The sequence below is a fragment of the Pseudoalteromonas sp. MER144-MNA-CIBAN-0113 genome (genome assembly GCF_040308965.1).
Taxonomy (GTDB): Bacteria; Pseudomonadota; Gammaproteobacteria; order Enterobacterales; family Alteromonadaceae; genus Pseudoalteromonas; species Pseudoalteromonas tetraodonis.
The window spans coordinates 1-18,209 of record NZ_JBEOOG010000079.1; the positions used below are offsets into that span (position 1 = coordinate 1).

The following is an 18,209-nucleotide window of genomic DNA, read 5'->3' on the forward strand; positions in this document are numbered from 1 at the left end:
ACTATGATAATTTAAACGAGTCAGGTAAAGTGGCCTGACTTAAACAAACTGGTCTCCGATGAACTCGGGGCGATTCATGAGTCCTCTAATGGAGCGGAATATAGGTTAGAGGAAAATAAGTCTTATTCTAAAGCTATTAGCTTCAATAGCCACGCGATCAAAAATACACTTGTTGCTTTTGTAGATCAGCACTTAAAGTTTCTAGAGGATGATAGAGCACTCAAATTTTCCGTTTATTGTTGCGCTAAAATAGGAAAAGAAAAAATTAAAAAAGAGTTTTTATCTGAATTTGGTATTGATGTAACTAGTGTGAAAAAAGAAAAAGAATTTTCTATTTTACAAAGCATAGTTAACGATGGTGATTTGACTGATGAAGAAATTAAAGTTTCAAAAGCACTTTTTCTAGAAGAATACCGTAACCAATATAAGGTTTTGGATGAAAATGGTGATGTTGAGGGATACTCAGGTTTTTATTCCAAAGTCTCGAAATGGAGCGATGAGCGATTTCAGTCATTTTTATCACAAATAGAATGGGTATTTGATGAATCTGATGAGTATTTAGATAGCGTAGCTGTTGATAAAATTAAAGAATGTCAAAGTTATTATTCAATAACACATCATAAAGGAAAAGAAGAATTAATATTGCAGGCTTGTAGAGGGCTTCTTGAAAAAAGGCAATTTAGTAAAACTAAAATGGGTCGCTTTATTAACCCCTCTGATATCGAAAATATTTTCTTAAAAGTTGGCAGTAATATTGAAGGTGATAAACCTATAGACCCTGCTTGGAAAGCATTTGACACTTTAGAGAATGAAGATTTTCGGAATTTGAAAGATAAATACAAAGCTGTGTCTGATGTAATCACCAACAAAACTTTAAAACGATTAAGTCGGCAGGCTACAAATTCAAAGCGCATTACTGGTGCTGAATTTGGAAGAGAGTATGTATCTTTAAGATATAAAGTTTTCGAAATCGGTGAAGAATTTATAGAGCAGCTATCACTGGATCATACGAAGAAATACTCGGAAGAAGAGCTAGATCAGATAGTTGAGGAAATAGTTAGTATTACTGAAAAACAAATAAGTGACTGGAAAAAAACGTACAAAATACGCATCAATGATCGTACTAGTCTAAAAGGTATCGTTTTATCTTTATTTGACGATTGTTTTTTAGCTTTTGACGATATTGTATAGGCTTTGAAGATGGATACTAAAAAAGTAAGAAAGCTTAGTCACCTTTTAGGTGAAGACTACTACTACATGACTTATTTGTTAATTCTTTGTTTGGATCAGTTTTCGGCAAAGAAGAGCCGTTTGTTCAATGATCATCGAAAATTGTCATATTTAATACATATTATTTCTTCTAACTCAATAATTAGCATTTTAAATGAAAATCCTGAATCGCATATTGCTAATGTACGAGACAAGGATTTGTTATACGCCTCATACACTAATGGAACAATTCACGCAAAAGATGTATATAAGCTATTGTTAACTCTTGAAATTAAGGGGTTTATTGAACTCATAAAAACTAAATCGCCAGAGGTGCTAAATGTAAAGATTTTAAAAAAAAGCATCCCTAAAGAATTTTTTGATAAGAAAGTTTTTGAAGAAGAACTAAACAATATTAATGGGTTAAAAAAGTCTTTGGCTAGAGTCTCTGTGGTTGGGCTAAAGACATTTGTTGATAAGGTATACACCAATAAGGGACTTCGTGTATGGGTTCAATAAGAATTAATCAAGTAAGCTATTTTGGTAATAAATATAGATATGTTTCTCCAAAATTTGACCGAGCAATTAGCGTTATCGAAGGTCCAAATGGAACAGGAAAATCTACTCTACTTAATTTAATTTATTTCGCTTTAGGTGGAAAAGTTGATGAGTTTATAGAAGGTAGTGACGAAGAACATAAAGAGATAGTATATGACACCAATAATTACGTGGAACTTGACGTTAAATTATCTGGTCAGAAATTTAACTTACTGCGTGATTTTAAAGAAAATAAAATCAAAATTTTAGCTGACGAGGCATTCACCATTAATGGTGAAGAATATCCCAAGGCTGCTTCTTTACCTGTAAACAGAAGTAACTCGGAAACTTATATTTTTTCTGATTGGCTTCTGGATAAATTGGATATTCCAGTGATGGAGTTGTTTAGCGCTGGTAAGTCATTTAAGTTAGGGTTTTATGATTTGGCTAGATTAATTTATCACTCTCAAGAGCCAGATAGGACAAGAATTTATAAGCCTAACGATAAAAATAGTTTTGTAGCTGACTCGGTACAAGTTAGAAATGCTATTTTTGAGATATTAGTTGGAAAGAACTTAAGGGACTTATATGCAGCTATTGGAGATACTAAAAGCAAGCAAAGCGATTATGATTCTAAGCGCATAATTTTGAACGAATATAAGTCTATTGTCTCTGAAATTTTGGCTCAAAATGGATTCAAAGAAGTAATAAATGAACACCATTTAAGAAAGAAAATTGAGGATACTCAAGAAGATATTGAAAGACTCAACAAACTTAAACTAGAGCACTACAGCTCAAAAGTTGTACTCCCTTCAGGTATGGAGTTAATTGATAAAGACAAAAGGAAATTAATTAGCTTAGAGCAATCATTAAAGCGGGAAGAAAGAGCCAAGAAAGAGTTATTGAAAGAAAAGTTAGATGTTAAAAGTGTATACGACAAAACAGTAGAAGACATTTCAAGAATAGAAAAAATTCTACACACACATAAGCAATTAAGTTTGTTCTCTAGCGATACCTGTCCGTATTGTTTGACTACAGTCCAAAGGGCAAAAAACAAATGTATTTGTGGTTCCGATATAGAAGAAGGGCAATATCAACGATATTTTTACGAACCTTCTGAATATTACGAGCTGCTGTCATCCAAAATAAAGTCAATAGAAACTATTAAACTAGCGATGTCCGATATTGATGACGATTTAGTTGATCACAATAGCACTATTAGTGAATTAGTAGATACGATTTCAGAATTAGAACAAAAAATATATCATCGAATCGAAAACATAGAAGTGATTAATAATCAAGATGTTGTAGAGGAACTAGATGACAAAATTTTTGACTTGAAATCATCTGTTAACGATTTAAAACAAGCACTTAAATTAGAAACTAAACTTGCCCGTCATCAAAGTAACGTCAGTACAGCTAAAACAAGTTTAGAAAAAGCTAAATTACATGAGCAAAAGATGCAAGCGAGTGCTGCAAATGAATTATTGGAACGAATCTCTGAGTTCAACGAGATTTATAATAATTACATGGTCAATTGCTTAGAAGGTTGTAGGAATGCGGAAATCGATTCTGGAAACTATATTCCTTCGGTTAATGATGGTGAGTATAAAGAAGCAAGTGCAAGAGTTCCTAAAAGATTTTTTTATTATTTGACGCTGTTAAAGTTATCTTTAGACAAGGACATTCCATTTCCACGTTTTCTTTTGATTGATACACCTGAAACTCATGGGATTGATCTTGATAATTTGAATACGATGTTAAGCACCGTTGCAGAGATAAATGGAAATGACGATTTTCAGATCATTTTATCTACTGGTGTTAAGAAATACCCTGAAAACCTTAGTGATAATGTTGTACTAACTCTCAGTAAGAAAAATAGATTACTAAAAACTGTCAGTCATTAAAAAAATTAACATTACAATTTCAATAAAGCCATGAAAGGTGATGGATCGTAGTTCGTACTAATTTATATGCAGGCACGATACTATGATCCTTTATAATGAATCTATTACTAGAACTCATTGATCTTCGAGGGCGGAATACCTCAATTTTCAAACATTACTGTTTTAATGAATTATTCCGTTGGATGCAGCAGAATTTAATTGAGCGATCTGTGTTGGGCTGTAGCCCATTCGCAGCAACTCAAAATCACGAAAATCAATCGTTGCATCTATTCCCGCACCCTGAAGCACATAGACGCTGCCGCTGTGTGTTTCAACAATACCTCTTTTTAAGTCACACTTTTCGATCCGAGAGGTGGTGACATAATCATGTTGAGCAAACCTACAAGTTTGGTCATCTAGTACAAAGCCATATAAAACTTTACCCACGAACGTATTATCGTCATTTTTATCATAGCGGTCATACACGGAAACAATAATCCAATCGTAAACGGTCGTTGTCGCCATAATAAGCTCGCTCTAGTGTTGGTTTTCGTAAATCCTAGCTCAGTATTTTTTAAAAATATAGGCAAAAGCATGGACGTAATATGGATTATTTGCATTTAGATAATTTCATATCTTTGCTCTGCTTTTTAATTTCAAACACGAATCGAAAAAAATCATAAAAATTTTTCTGAGTGGGTTTCTAGCTTATTTTGTTTTGAGTTGCCTGTAATAAATAATTTATATAAAAATATATGTAAATTAAATCCTATTAAAACAATAAGTTAGTGAGTTGTAAAATAATAAATACTAAAATAAATATATAATTTAACATTTATTAATTATTTTAAAAAACAATGAGTTATGTCATTTGTATTCTTGATTTTTGTGTTTGTGTGTTCTATTTGTTTTAAGTGATTAAAAACGTAAGGTGAAATCATGAATACACTCAAACTAAGCGAACATTCTTTTTCTAGTCTTAAGCAATTATGCCGAAGCGTTATCACTCATTCTCAACTTAACGTAAAAATGTTACCTCAGTGCTTAGATACTGACATGATCTCGAAAGACACTCTGTTTGATAAAATGCAAAGTGTTATCACCTTAAACCAAATCGATAGCATTTTGGTGCCATACAATTCCGTTTCAAGGGTATTAACAACTCCGCTATATGGGATTTTGAAAGATTTAAACTTAACCATTCTCTATGAAGAAAAAACTGAGGATGGAAACACCTACATCACTACTTTAGACCGCCATATTCCGGAGGATTTTAATGAAATAACTATTGCTGGACGCATCTATCAGGTAAGACATGGGTTCAGTAATCGCTGGGTGAAGTAAATGCAACAGCGAATTATCACCGAAGAGATAGTTAAAAGTATCGACAAGTGGAACGCTGAGTTGGAAAAGCGTGGGCACCACCATCCTTGGGTAACCGTTAAAGATGTTAACAAGGTTGGTCGTCGTCACTTGCACAGATGCCCGAAGCAAAAACGTGAGATACACCTGTTAAGTGATGGTGAAAAGCGAGCTTATAAAGTTTTAGTTTGGCGACCAGATACCTTGTTAGTCAAAGAGCAAGTCCCGTTGGATCTTAACGAAACACTAGATATTGCGAATGAGCTTGGATTTTTGCATTCGGGAGATTACAAAACTAAAGCTGCACACGTTATGTCCACTGATTTTTATACTGAGCATGTTATTTTTGATAGCGGAGAACTAGTAAAACGGGCATACAATTTTAAGTATTGGAATCAGCTTTGGACAATTGATGAAAACGGTAGGCTGAAAAAAAAGCATTACCGAGTATGGCAGAAAATTGAAATTGAGAAGATTTATTGGAAGCGTAGAGGAATAAAACTCTTTCTCATATCAGAGCGAGAAGCAACGAAGTTGATATGTTGGAACCTTGATTGGTTTGCTACTGAAGCTAATGCCATTGTATCTGACAGCGAAAAACTAGAGTTTAGCCAAGCCTTTTATGACTCTTGGTATGAAAATAAATTTCTTAACTGTGTAGACCACATTATTAATGCTGGAAACCAACTTTCGTTAGACTTTAAACGCAGTCAAACCGTGTTTAAGCAAGCTGCACTTCACCGCATACTAAAGCTAGATTTAACTCAGCGTATTTTCCTGCGTGAGCCTTTGAAGGTACTGCCATGATCCATGTGAACATGCATATCTTCAATAAACCTTTAAATGTCTCGTTGCGAGTTTGCGCAATCAATACAAGAGACTCACTTGCTGCTGTTGCAGATATGACATGGGCTAAAGAAAGTGCTAATGCGAGAAAGCCTAAAATTTACAAATTTGACGACCTTTATAAGCTTGCAGAACAAAATGGTTATGAAGTTGAAGACTATAAATTACCTGTGGAAATGGGGTACTCAGAAGACAGACTAATAAGAGAAAAAAAGCAACATTGGATAAAGAAACGAGATGCCCGATTTGAAGTCGTTGAGTCTTTAGTTAGCACGACAAATATAGAGCTATATCTGTTTGGTGATGGTATCGGCATTCAAATACGTGAGTTGATCAACTCAACAGGTCCATATAAAACTGCTGGGGCTTACTACAATATCATCAATCGTTATATTGTATGGGGCTGTAATAAAAATGCCTTACTCCCTGTGGGGTTAAAGAACGTTGGTAGTAACTATTTTTGGCCTGAAGAACACGGTCCTGAAAATGTTAAACGAGGTTGCGGAAAATCAGACAATTCAAAAACAGATTCAAAATCACGTGGAGTTACAAAGCAAGACAAACGTAATTTTTTAACCACTATAAAATTACTAAAAAAAGAGAAGATCAAACTAACACCCGCCAATTTTGATATTGGTTACCGAAAATACTTTGAAAAAATCACCGAGTATATTGAAACACCTTATGGAACTCGTAAACACGTATCAACGGTAGACGAAGAAGATCAACTTTCTGAATCTCAACTTAGTTACCACTTCAACTTATCACTTTCGATGAAAGACAAGCTTAAGAATTGGCACGGTCATGTCACATACGAAAAAGACTATGCTGATAGACAGGGGATTTCACGAGACGGAGTAATCGGCCCGTCATTTCGATATGAAATAGATGCAACCGTTTTAGATATCTACGTTCGTTACCCCTACGATACTACGGGGCGTTTCTCTATGGGGCGGCCTGTCCTTTATCTTGTTATTGATGTCTACTCAACTGTCGTGGTGGGAATGTACATTGGCTTTCACGGCCCTGATTGGACCGGAGCAAGCGAAGCAATGATCAATGCCTTTTCAAATAAAGTTGAGTTTGCTGCACGATACAGTATTGAACTGAAGGACGAAGATTGGCCATGTCATCATATTTGTTATGAGCTAACCGTTGACAATGGAGTTGAGTATTCTTTAGGTCATATGTCGGGCGTCTTAAAAAGTAGCGTTGCAGCCATTGAAACCGTTAATTATGTTGCTGTTTTCAGAGGCGACTGTAAAGGGATTGTAGAACGTAAGTTTGGCGTAATTGCCAATGAAGTTGTTAAGCATGAACCCGGAAACCTAAAGGATTTCAAGCGCGAAGATATACACCCAAGCAATGAGTCCCTATGGGATATCAAATCTTTATATGCCGCCATTATCTTAGAAATCAAATATCACAACAATAATGCTGACAGACTTCACTTGCATGACTTTCGCATGGCATCTGAGCTTCATGGGATCACTCCGCTAGATATTTGGAAGTCCAATATTGATGAAGAAATGAATGGTGGTCGTCCAACTGTTCCAGAACGAATGTCTGATTATATTTGGCCGTTTATGGCTGAGATAGTAGTCACTGTTCGAGGAGATGGTGTTTATTATAAGCGCGAAGCATACCACTCAGACTATGCTAAACAAGCGAATTGGTACACCAAAGCCAAACTTGAAGGCGCATTCCCAGCAACGTTTAGACGAACATTAGCGTCTGCATCATTCATTATCTATCAAACTACAGATGGGGAATATGTTCTTTTTTTCTTAAAGTCTTCTACTAATAAACCCCACCGCTTTAGCAACCAACCTTGGGAGGTGGTCGAGCATCGTAAGAGTCAAGAAAAGTCAATAAGGAACCGTCTTAAAGTAATGCAACGTCTTGAGAAACTAAAAAAAGACTCCGAAGTTGATGATTTAAGAGACTTAAATCTTAAGCAAATTGAAGAAGCACTGAAAACAACGACTAAGGCTCCACAGAAAGGTGTAAAGGAGCGCAGGGCGGAACAAGGTGAGATAGACAAATTAAATATTGCAATCCAGATAGCCGAGCAATTCAGTGGTGGTATTACTGAGTTTATTGCAAATGACAGTATGGACGAGGATGATTATGAGTTTTGAGAAATTTGCACCTAAAAGGGTGGATGCTAATTATCTGACACATGACGATAAAACCCTAAACAATAACCCCCTAACAGAAGCATTGCGAGTTATTGAAGATGAAAGCGAGATATTAAAACAGCTTACCTATATACCTGAAATGCAGCCTAACTTTTGGCAATTGAATAACATCTACAAGAAAACACAATTGAGTCAATTGCTTGAAATATTTGTACCTCACTCAACTTTAACTCCCTTTTTATATTATGAATTTATTGAACAAATACTATGCAACTACAAGCACAGAAATCCTTTTTCAGCTAACCAAAATAGATTAACAATGACTATTGCAGAGAAAGTGAAAGAGGAAGATTATTTGCCTGTTTTATCAAATATTCCCGGTATTACAACTGCTCAGTCTAGTCTTATTTCAGGAGCTTCTGGCGTAGGAAAAACATTAACTATTCGCAATATATTATCGTTGATCCCACAGGTCATTGACCATACAGAGTATCAAGGTAAGCCATTCAAGAAGCCCCAAATAGTTTGGTTGAGCTTTGATTGCCCGGCAACAGCGTCACCAAAGGCGTTAGCGCTTTCTTTTTTTAGAGCTTTAGATGCTGCGTTGGGCGAGCCTAAATATGCTCCCAAATATCAAAATAGAGATCGCATTGGCGTTGAACATCTTTATGGCGTAATGCAACAACTTGCAACGAAATACCATATCGGTCTTATTCATTTCGATGAGCTTCAGTTTTTCTTAAAATTTATTAAATCGTCGAATTCTCCTAACTTACAGATTATTGAAAGTTTGTTTAATAAATTGGGAATCCCAGTATTTTTGAGTTGTACCCCAGAGGGGACTGTGCTTTTTGATCCGATTGAAGATGAGCCAAATGAAATGCCAAAAATACAAACGCTTAGAAGAATGATTAGTGAGCGAGAGGATCACTTTTCCCCATATAGGATGGGAAGCAAGGAATTCGATAAACTCTTTGAGGCATTTTATCAAACAAGTATATGTATAAATGGCATAAAGCCTAGTGACGAGTTTAAAGCGTATTTTCATTACTTAACTGGTGGTTTGCAATCGATAATCACGCGTCTTGCGCGGCTCCACATAAAGAAAATGATAATTCGTGCAGCCAATGACAAGCATAATGTTGAACGCATAGATGATAGAGCCGTATTGGATGATATATTCAAAAGACAGTTTCATCGCTGGGGACCAGCATTAAAGCACTTACGCAAAAAAAATCTAGTTGCATTTGAAAACTCAATACCCACGAAAGCCAATGGGCGACCAGATTACAATGATGATCAAGAACATCCCTCAAGCCAAGCTAATGAAGTTTCGGATAAAAAGCCTGTACGTGCCCCATCAATAAAAGGTACTGAGCAAAGTATAGATATTGATGAAGATGATGACATAAACATTGGGGGAGATCTTTTAAATGACTAATGAAATGTTATCCTTTTTCCCTCTCCCTGCACCCGGAGAACATATATTTAGTATTCTTGCTCGATATCATTATATGATTTTATCCTCACAGGATATGCAATTAACGATTCGAAATGTTTTTGGTGGCAGCAGGCAGATCAATCTAAAAGCAGCATGGAGACCAGAATTTGACAAGCTATGGTCATTTTATGGAGGCATTCTTGATCGTAAAGAGCTATTAACGTGGCACACCCCATACTATTTTGACGCTAAATTTTTATTTACAGAACAATGTAATAACATCGAAAATAGAAAACTAGACCAAGCTTTAAGTTTTAACGGCACTACAAACATAACGCATTCTAAATATTGGCGCTGGTGTGAAATGTGTGTCGAAGACGATTATGACACACAAGGATTTCGGTACTGGCATACACAGCATCAAATTCCGTCTATGTTGATGTGTGCCAAACATAATTTTCCTTTATCGGGATTGTGCGCTCATTGTGGCTATTTCACTGCCAGTCTAGTCAAAATCCAACTGTCACCAAAAGGTAATGCCTGCCCCCGCTGTAGTATGAGAATCGAACCATCTCGTACTTCATTAAGCGATGAACAACATTGGCTCGAATGTTTTTCAAAAAAACTACTGGATTCAAAACGGTTAGGCTGTCGTGCAACTGTTGCCTCTATTCTTCGCTATGCATTAAATTGCCCAATGACTGAAAGTAGTCTTACAAAGGTTGATAGAACTCAGCTTAGACAAGCGCAGGACTATTTAAATCATTGGGTAGATAAAGGTGCGTACAAACCATATTTTTGCCTTGTGGATCATCAAGGTGGGAGACCGCCAAATCCATACTCGTTAAATCTCATTCACTTGATGTATCGAGACGGAAATTACCATCCTATTTGCTATTTAGCTGCGTTGACAGCTTTCTGTAGTAAAGAGGAAATATCACAGGCTTTGCTATGACTGCCTTTGCATGGGAGCAGATTTTCCCTGACGAAACATTATGCAGTTTCTTGTCACGACAAGTTATGGCGTCAGGGTTTCCTTCATGCCGAGTAGCGCAGCAATCTTTGTGGGGGAATCATAACTTACAGTTAAACACTAATTTTCCTAGTTTAATACCGTGGATTTCTGACAACTTTGGCATACACCCAGTTGAGCTATTAGACAACCATACATGTCTAAACTACTTCAAGCCATATCTAGGTCAAAGCAAATACGAGCTGGTAAAACAGGCATTGCTAACTGGTGATGTTGAGTTCGTACAAAAGTGGTTGGGAATAACATCAAACCGGGTGAAAGAGAGTGGGAGCCTGTACTATTGCCCTGAGTGTGTGAATGACGATTTGGAGCAATATGGTGTGGCATATTGGCATCGAACACATCAACTACATGGATTGATAACCTGCCCAGCACATGCTCAACAGTTGCTGGAAGTAAAGGTCACGCGAAGAGAAGTGGCGTTACCACCTCAACGCCACAATGAGATAGGTCACCAAGACGGGTTGCTTCACAATCATTTTTCAAGTTTTAGCCTTTGGGCGCTTCTACAAACAGACATTGATATGTTTGATTATGAACAGCTCACAAACTGTTATCGCATTGAGCTTTTTAATAAAGAGTTTGCTTGCAAAAGCCTTAGGATTAGGCAGAAGTGTTTAAGGGAAGATTTGCAGGGGTATTATGCCGCAGAATTGAACCATGCTGCATGGCAAGCGTTATTCTCAACCAATAAAACATACCCTTATCCATGCCAGCTTTTTTATAACTACCATGATTGCCATTTTCACCCAGCAAAACATCTGGCTTTGATGGCGTATCTATTTTCTACACCTGAGTCATTTCTATCAAAGTATCACAGCGCCAACAAAGATTTAGAGTCACACTTTAACTCCAATGCTTCAATTCGAGATCACAAAAACGATACCTTAAAAAGTAAGTTGATTTTGAGCTTGTTTAGCCAAGGTAAAAGCCTTCGTAATATTGCCAAGCAAGTAAAACTTAGTGTGACAGCGGTAAAATCAAAGGTTGTTGCTGGTGGAGGAAAGGTGAAAAGCCGCGCATCTAAAATTTTTGAAAATGACCGGAGAGCAATATTGCGCAAACTGATGATGGGCACCCCAACAAAGGATATTGCAAAAGGACTTAACTTAAGTACAGGCGCTATTGAACAAGTGTTAACTCAACACCCAGAACTTGTTGAACAGCGTAAGCACTTTCGTTTTAGAGCAAAGCTAGTACATCACCGTAAATCGTTGTCCCTAGCAATGAAGAAGTTTCCTAGATACACCCGCAATCAACTCAAGAACAAATTTAACGCCAGTTACATGTGGCTTTTTAAGCATGACAAAAACTGGCTGTATCGACATCTACCAACCCGCAAGCAATACAAAAAACCGGAGAAATAAAATGACTGATGAAAAAAGCGAATTTAATGTTAAAGGCATTCCTAAAGAGTTAACCATTGACAATGGTCCTAGCTTTCCCTTTTTAAGAGGAGATTACAAAAGTAAAGAAGAGCGAGTGGCAGTGCGAGAGAAAATGAAGCAAATGCAAGTACCTCACGAAGCTAGATTAAAGGAATGAAGTAAATTGGTAGTTGATTGGAAAGCAGATATATAAGTGGTAATCTGTTTTCTCTATTAAAACGATAATAATAAAGGGATTTGCATGGAATTACTCATATTTATCGCTGTTTGTTATGTTCTATACAAAGTATTTGGCAGTACAAAGCCAAAACCTAAACATGAAGTTAAAGTAACCAATAGAAACCCAAAAGTAGTTCATACCAGTAATTCTAATCGCCATTTTGATGATGAAGAAGGCGAAGATGAACTAGTTACTTTCACGATTTCTTACGGCCATGAAGAAGAAAAGAGTAAAAATAGAACCCCCGGAAAATGGATTACCGGCAATGAATCTATCAATCTTAACGGGGTTCAGTTACGCGGCAACTTTTACTATGGCGGTACATTAAAAGCTCTTGATAATAAGCGAAGCTATTTTAGCAATCAGGAAACTGAAGCATCACTAATAGATGACTCTCTTAAAATTACTCCAGCAGATTTCTCTTATACAGATCAAAGTTTGGCTTATTGGCCTAAATTTATTTCCTTATCACCGAAAGCAAGAGGGGCTTACTTAAATTGGTTAGCTAGTGATAGAAATCACCCCGATGCTCCTATTGGTTATGTTTTTATTTATTTTTATGGTATTGAACGTCGAGTCATTCACGATGCAAATAGTAAGCAGGTTTTAGATAGCGAATATTTAGGACTGTTTGAAGAAGTGAGTCGTTTGAAAGAGGTTTACGGAGAGAGTCGATCATTTTTCAATTATGCAACTCGTTTAATTGAGTTCATGTGTCTACAACGCCCTGATGTTTGCAAGATTGATGCTGAAAGTTTTTCCTTCGCAAATGATTCACTATTGTTTAAATTTGAATTATCTAAAGTTGTGGCATCAGGACAACCAATTTCCCCACAACTGGCCTTGTCTTGGATTAAATTTTATCCAGAATATAGGTTTAGAACTCCTGCGAGAAGATGCGCAAAAGAATTTGCAGCTCTATTTAAAACTAGATATGCGGAAAAATATGGAAACGGCTTTGTTGTCAAGCCCAACAAAACAAAGCTAAATATCAGTTATTGGCCTGCCAGTAGCACGTTAAGTAGTGTGCAAATTAATCAAGACGACCTCCCCGATCCAAGCATGTTGAAAGGCCCAACCAATAAATTGATAGCCATCGCAGATGTGTGTACAGAAGAACTAGAACAATACAGCCGTTACCTTGGGAAAAAGGATACATCAAGAAATGACATAGCAGCATTACTTTTATTGCCAGACCAATTAATTAGTAGCAGTTCTTCGTCAGCATTAGCTAGTTTTAAAACTTGGGCAAACGATGCAATTCAGCATAATTCTGGCTTGGTATCGTTGAGTGACTTCTGGAAGATGACAGGTGAAAGTCTTCCTGAAAAGTTGAACAAAAAAGAAATGGAATTAATCCAAAACCTTGCCAGTAAGTCAGGATTTGGCTTTGCTCCTGATCCTCGTTATCACCACGCTAAACCCACACTTGATGGAAATTTGGTTTTATTTAGTGAAGGGCATGGAGACTACTTTGAGCCATCCAAGTCTTTTAACGAAGTAGCGATGGCTCTTAGACTAGGAGCTATGGTCGCGACAATCGATTCTCATGTGGATGAACATGAATTAACAGTGTTGCACCGCCTCATAGAACACGATTCAAAACTTTCGCCAACTGAGAAAAAGTCACTCAAAGCCTATGTTACTTGGCGACTAAATGCTCCAGCGAATATGAACGGATTGAAAACTAGACTGGAGAAGTTGGATGAAAAAGCTAAATCTTTAGTCAGCCATATTTTGGTTACTGTCGCTTTGGCAGATGGAAAAATTGATCCTACCGAGATCAAACAACTGGAAAAACTCTACGCTGCATTGGGTCTAGATAAATCACTTGTTACGAGTGATATTCATAATATTTCGTCAAGGAAATCTCTAGTTTCAACTCAAAAAGAATCAACACAAAGCCACGTTGAATCTTTTGCTCTTGATGAAGAGCTACTTGCTTTACATGAATCTGAAACTAGTGATGTACAAAGTATGTTAAGTGCAATATTTGTCGAGGATGACCCTTTAGTTGAAGAGAATAGTGTCGTAGAACCTGTTCAAGCTCAATCTAAAACAGGACTTGATAATAAGCATGAAAATCTCTACCAAGAACTTGCAACAAAAGATGTATGGGCTAGAAATGATGTTATTGAGTTATGTCGTAAGCTTGAGCTTATGCTTGATGGGGCTATAGAGACGATTAATGATTGGTCATATGAGGCAGTTGAAGCCCCTGTATTAGATGATGACGATGACATATATGTAGACTTAGAAATAGTCGAAGAATTAAAGGGATAATAATATGGTTTCAAAGCGTATTAGATCAAAAGAGCGAGATGCAATCATTCAATCATTGAAATCTGGCGTCACTCCTAAAATTGGCATTCAGCATATTCAAGTAGGTCGCTCAAAAGAGTTAGAAGCCCTTTACAGTGACATCGAAAAGATTTGTGATGGAGGCTCTGCTTTTAGATTAATTATAGGCGAATATGGTTCAGGTAAAACGTTCTTTTTAAGTGTTGTACGTTCAATTGCACTTGAGAAAAAGTTAGTAACTGTAAATGCTGACTTATCTCCCGACAGACGAATCCATGCATCAGCAGGGCAAGCTAGAAATTTATATTCTGAATTAATGCGTAACCTTTCAACTCGCAACAAGCCAGATGGAAATGCACTTACTAGCGTTGTTGAAAAGTTTATTACAGAGGCGGTAAAAGAAGCTGATGCTAAACAAGATAAAGTTTCAAATGTAATCCATAGTAGATTGGCATTGCTGTCTGAGCTAGTAGGAGGTTACGATTTCGCCAAAGTGATAGAAGCATACTGGAGAGGTCATGAGTATGACGACGAGCAGCTCAAAGCGAATGCAATTCGATGGCTAAGAGCCGAGTACTCCACAAAAACTGATGCTAGAAAGGATTTAGATGTTAGGACGATTATTTCAGATGCAACTTTTTATGACTCACTAAAACTTATGAGTCTATTTGTGCGTCAAGCAGGTTATGAAGGATTACTCGTTAACCTAGATGAAATGGTTAACTTGTATAAGTTGAATAGCACACAAGCTCGAACATCAAATTATGAACAAATATTAAGAATCCTGAACGACTGCCTGCAAGGAAGTGCTGAGCATTTGGGTTTCTTGTTGGGCGGGACACCTGAATTTTTATTAGACCCTAGAAAGGGATTATACAGTTATGAGGCTCTGCAATCTCGTTTAGCTGAAAACACTTTTGCTCAAAAAGCTGGTGTTATTGACTACTCCTCTCCCGCACTTCATTTAGCAAGCTTAACGCCAGAAGAGCTGTATATTCTCCTTAAGAATTTGCGCCACGTATATGCAAGTGGAGAGGTTGAAAAGTACCTTGTTCCTGATGATGCGTTGAAATCATTCTTGCATCATTGCAGTCAGACAATTGGTGATGCTTATTTTAGAACTCCAAGAAATACCATTAAAGCGTTTTTAGATATGCTAGCAGTAATGGATCAAAATCCAAATATACAGTGGTCTGATTTAGTTAAGAAGTTAACCGTCGAGGAAGAAAAACCAAGCGATCTAGATATTGAATTTCATGATGAGAGCGATGCAAAATCAGATGACTTGGCTAACTTTTCTTTATGATTGAAGCATACAAATTACTTGATCACAGAGTACAGAAGTGGCTTTTCAAACAAGGTTGGTCGGATTTAAGAGAAATTCAAAAGAAGGCTGTATCGCCAATTCTCGCAGGTAAATCTGATGTTCTGATCAGCGCTTCTACAGCGGCAGGTAAAACAGAAGCATTCTTTTTACCTGCTTGCAGCGCAATCGCTGATGACATCGATGGTTTCGGCATTTTGTATATCAGTCCTTTAAAAGCGCTAATTAACGATCAATATAGGCGACTTGAAAGTCTTTGCGATTTACTAGATATGCCAGTAGTTCCTTGGCATGGGGATAGCTCACAATCCCTGAAAAATAAAGCTAAAAAGAACCCTAGAGGCGTTTTATTAATAACACCAGAGTCTTTAGAATCTTTATTAATTAGAGACCCTAAGTGGGTAAAGAGTGCTTTTAGTAGTTTAAAATATATTGTCATTGACGAATTTCATGCTTTTATCGGCTCTGAAAGGGGTCATCAGTTGTTATCTCTCTTAAATAGAGTAGAGCACTTATTGGGAAGATATAGTAATCCGGTGCCAAGAGTGGCACTTAGTGCTACTTTAGGGGCGTTGGAAAAAGTCCCTCCCTTGCTTCGCCCTAATGGAGCGTTGCCTTGTGAATTGATTACAGATGAAAAGCATAAATCTCAACTAAGCATTAAAGTTCACGGCTATATAGAGTCAATAACTACTGAAGAAGATGACCAGTGTTATTCAGCAGAATACCAAATCTGCCAAAAGCTATTTAAACTGTGTCGGGGAGACTCGCATTTAGTATTCGCCAATAGCAGAAAGCGAACAGAAAGCATCGCGGTGCAGCTTAGTGATTTTTGTGAACAACAACTAGTACCTAATGAATTTTTTCCTCATCACGGGTCACTGGCTAAAGAAAGTAGGGAAGAGCTAGAAGCTCGCCTTCAAAAAGAAACGCTTCCAACTACCGCGATTTGTACAATGACACTTGAATTGGGTATTGATATAGGAAAGGTGAACTCAGTTGTTCAGGTTATAGCACCTCATTCAGTGTCAAGTTTAAGACAGAGAATGGGTCGTTCAGGTAGACGGGGTTCTCCCGCAGTTCTGCGTATGTTGATTGCTGAAAATGAATTAAATGAAAACTCTAATATTGTTGATTGCCTGCGATTAGAGCTAATTCAGTCATTAGCAATGATTAGATTATTGATAAGTAGCAAGTGGTTTGAACCTGCTGACAATCAATTAATGCACTTTTCTACTTTGCTTCATCAAGTACTAGCTTTAGTAGCCCAATGGGGAGGAGTCAGGGCAGATCAACTATTTGAACTCCTTTGTAAGAATGGTCCATTTCAACATACAACAATTTCGCATTTCAAATCTTTGTTACAACATATGGGAAGCCAAGAATTATTAACACAAATCTCTAGCGGTGAACTTGTATTGGGGATTAAAGGTGAACGCTTAGTAGATCATTATTCGTTCTATGCCGTATTTAAAACGCCAGAAGAATATCGAATTATAGTCGGCAACAAAACTTTAGGAACATTGCCAATAGACTCTTTGGTATTGGAAGGTCAACATATTGTATTTAGCGGGCGTAGGTGGAAAGTTGCAGATGTCGATACCGAAAAGAAAACAATTCATGTTGAGAAAACCAAAGGCGGAAAACCACCCAAGTTTGGCGGGGAAGGCATGTCTATTCATAACCGTGTACGACAAGAAATGTTGCAAATCCTCACTGAAGGAGATTATAGAATTTCAGTTGGTGAACATAAAGTCGATTTTATAGATCCTCAGGCTAAAGTTCTTTTCGACGAGGCGGTTGACTATTTCCAGCAAACTAATTTAGCTGAAATTTGTGTTTTACAGCATGGTAAAACCACATGCATTTTTACTTGGATGGGCGACAAAGTAATTAATACTTTGGTGGCGCTGTTGAACAAACATGGTTTTGAAGTAGGTGCATTTGGCGGAGTGATTGAAGTTGAAAAGTCTAATGCGGAAGAGGTAAAACAATTTTTGTCCATGTTAAATGCTAAGGCATTACCTAGTGAGTCTGATTTAGCAGCTTCAGTTGTAGAAAAAAATATCGAAAAGTTTGATGAGTTTTTACCAAATGACTTATTGAACATTGGCTACGGTAGTAGAGCATTTGATATAGCTGATACGAAAAGCTGGTTGATTAATAATTGTTGAAGACTATCGAAGAAGTAAATAATGCTAAGTGATTTCTAGACCCAATGTGACAGTAGCTTCTTAGCGAATGGAGCTACGGGAAGTAGAAGATAAATATATTATTTAAGTGGATTCTAAAATTACTTAGAACAGGGAAAAATGAACTATTTATACAGAGGTACAAGCCATTTTTTTGAAGATGGTATTTATCAAAATGAAAATTTAAATAGGCCTAGGCAGCCGAAAACTACGCCTAACTATATCCATACAGCTGCTGATACTTGGTTTAAAGTAAGCGTCTAGCGAACCACACCTAGCATCGATGTTCTGATTATCTAAAAATACCTGCTCAATGATAAATTCGGAGC

At 37.0% G+C, this 18,209-nt stretch carries 14 protein-coding genes; 13 read left to right on the forward strand and 1 reads right to left on the reverse strand.

What is annotated here, in order from left to right; genetic code table 11:
* The first annotated feature begins 309 nt into the window (after positions 1-309).
* Genes AAEY57_RS16205 through AAEY57_RS16215 form a run of 3 tightly spaced genes read left to right on the forward strand, consistent with a single transcriptional unit; the run spans position 310 to position 3,653 of the window.
* The gene (locus AAEY57_RS16205; protein WP_350608249.1) at positions 310-1,191 is read left to right on the forward strand and encodes a hypothetical protein; all 882 of its coding nucleotides are present in this window, start codon (positions 310-312) and stop codon (positions 1,189-1,191) included.
* A 9-nt stretch (positions 1,192-1,200) separates the two neighbouring features.
* Entirely contained in the window at positions 1,201-1,728 is a 528-nt protein-coding gene (locus tag AAEY57_RS16210) for a hypothetical protein (RefSeq protein ID WP_350608250.1), read from the forward strand.
* Entirely contained in the window at positions 1,716-3,653 is a 1,938-nt protein-coding gene (locus AAEY57_RS16215) for an AAA family ATPase (RefSeq protein WP_350608251.1), read from the forward strand. The genes AAEY57_RS16210 and AAEY57_RS16215 overlap by 13 nt, the downstream gene beginning before the upstream one ends.
* A 162-nt stretch (positions 3,654-3,815) precedes the next feature.
* Here AAEY57_RS16215 and AAEY57_RS16220 read toward each other — a convergent pair whose 3' ends face one another.
* Positions 3,816-4,157, reverse strand: a complete 342-nt coding sequence (locus tag AAEY57_RS16220) for a DUF6957 family protein (RefSeq protein ID WP_350608252.1) — start codon at positions 4,155-4,157, stop codon at positions 3,816-3,818.
* Between the two features lie 414 nt (positions 4,158-4,571).
* Between AAEY57_RS16220 and AAEY57_RS16225 the strand changes: the two genes are divergently transcribed.
* The 10 genes from AAEY57_RS16225 (at position 4,572) to AAEY57_RS16270 (ending at position 17,862) form a co-directional block, all read left to right on the forward strand.
* Complete coding sequence (locus AAEY57_RS16225) at positions 4,572-4,976, forward strand: hypothetical protein (RefSeq protein ID WP_332393992.1); 405 nt, start codon at positions 4,572-4,574, stop codon at positions 4,974-4,976.
* Complete coding sequence (locus tag AAEY57_RS16230; RefSeq protein WP_350608253.1) at positions 4,977-5,801, forward strand: TnsA endonuclease N-terminal domain-containing protein; 825 nt, start codon at positions 4,977-4,979, stop codon at positions 5,799-5,801.
* Positions 5,798-7,981 carry a TnsB C-terminal domain-containing protein gene (locus AAEY57_RS16235; protein ID WP_350608254.1) on the forward strand — a complete coding sequence of 728 codons (2,184 nt, stop codon included), beginning with the start codon at positions 5,798-5,800 and terminating at the stop codon, positions 7,979-7,981. Before AAEY57_RS16230 ends, AAEY57_RS16235 begins: the two co-directional genes overlap by 4 nt.
* Entirely contained in the window at positions 7,971-9,422 is a 1,452-nt protein-coding gene (locus tag AAEY57_RS16240) for an ATP-binding protein (protein WP_350608255.1), read from the forward strand. The genes AAEY57_RS16235 and AAEY57_RS16240 overlap by 11 nt, the downstream gene beginning before the upstream one ends.
* Positions 9,415-10,377 (forward strand): TniQ family protein, encoded by a 963-nt coding sequence (locus tag AAEY57_RS16245; protein WP_350608256.1) that lies wholly within the window; start codon positions 9,415-9,417, stop codon positions 10,375-10,377. Before AAEY57_RS16240 ends, AAEY57_RS16245 begins: the two co-directional genes overlap by 8 nt.
* Positions 10,374-11,822, forward strand: coding sequence for a TnsD family Tn7-like transposition protein (locus AAEY57_RS16250; RefSeq protein WP_350608257.1), 1,449 nt, complete (start codon positions 10,374-10,376; stop codon positions 11,820-11,822). Before AAEY57_RS16245 ends, AAEY57_RS16250 begins: the two co-directional genes overlap by 4 nt.
* Before the next feature lies 1 nt (position 11,823).
* Entirely contained in the window at positions 11,824-12,000 is a 177-nt protein-coding gene (locus AAEY57_RS16255; RefSeq protein WP_251604165.1) for a hypothetical protein, read from the forward strand.
* 84 nt (positions 12,001-12,084) lie between these two features.
* Positions 12,085-14,346 (forward strand): tellurite resistance TerB family protein, encoded by a 2,262-nt coding sequence (locus AAEY57_RS16260; protein ID WP_350608258.1) that lies wholly within the window; start codon positions 12,085-12,087, stop codon positions 14,344-14,346.
* 4 nt (positions 14,347-14,350) lie between these two features.
* Positions 14,351-15,670 (forward strand): ATP-binding protein, encoded by a 1,320-nt coding sequence (locus tag AAEY57_RS16265; protein ID WP_251604160.1) that lies wholly within the window; start codon positions 14,351-14,353, stop codon positions 15,668-15,670.
* Positions 15,667-17,862, forward strand: coding sequence for a DEAD/DEAH box helicase (locus AAEY57_RS16270; protein ID WP_350608259.1), 2,196 nt, complete (start codon positions 15,667-15,669; stop codon positions 17,860-17,862). The genes AAEY57_RS16265 and AAEY57_RS16270 overlap by 4 nt, the downstream gene beginning before the upstream one ends.
* The last annotated feature ends 347 nt before the right edge of the window (positions 17,863-18,209 follow it).

Coding starts and splice junctions, on each gene's coding strand:
- AAEY57_RS16210 (WP_350608250.1), top strand. CDS start 1,201: ATGGATACTAAAAAAGTAAGAAAGCTTAGTCACCTTTTAGGTGAAGAC.
- AAEY57_RS16215 (WP_350608251.1), top strand. CDS start 1,716: ATGGGTTCAATAAGAATTAATCAAGTAAGCTATTTTGGTAATAAATAT.
- AAEY57_RS16220 (WP_350608252.1), bottom strand. CDS start 4,157: ATGGCGACAACGACCGTTTACGATTGGATTATTGTTTCCGTGTATGAC.
- AAEY57_RS16225 (WP_332393992.1), top strand. CDS start 4,572: ATGAATACACTCAAACTAAGCGAACATTCTTTTTCTAGTCTTAAGCAA.
- AAEY57_RS16230 (WP_350608253.1), top strand. CDS start 4,977: ATGCAACAGCGAATTATCACCGAAGAGATAGTTAAAAGTATCGACAAG.
- AAEY57_RS16235 (WP_350608254.1), top strand. CDS start 5,798: ATGATCCATGTGAACATGCATATCTTCAATAAACCTTTAAATGTCTCG.
- AAEY57_RS16240 (WP_350608255.1), top strand. CDS start 7,971: ATGAGTTTTGAGAAATTTGCACCTAAAAGGGTGGATGCTAATTATCTG.
- AAEY57_RS16245 (WP_350608256.1), top strand. CDS start 9,415: ATGACTAATGAAATGTTATCCTTTTTCCCTCTCCCTGCACCCGGAGAA.
- AAEY57_RS16250 (WP_350608257.1), top strand. CDS start 10,374: ATGACTGCCTTTGCATGGGAGCAGATTTTCCCTGACGAAACATTATGC.
- AAEY57_RS16255 (WP_251604165.1), top strand. CDS start 11,824: ATGACTGATGAAAAAAGCGAATTTAATGTTAAAGGCATTCCTAAAGAG.
- AAEY57_RS16260 (WP_350608258.1), top strand. CDS start 12,085: ATGGAATTACTCATATTTATCGCTGTTTGTTATGTTCTATACAAAGTA.
- AAEY57_RS16265 (WP_251604160.1), top strand. CDS start 14,351: ATGGTTTCAAAGCGTATTAGATCAAAAGAGCGAGATGCAATCATTCAA.
- AAEY57_RS16270 (WP_350608259.1), top strand. CDS start 15,667: ATGATTGAAGCATACAAATTACTTGATCACAGAGTACAGAAGTGGCTT.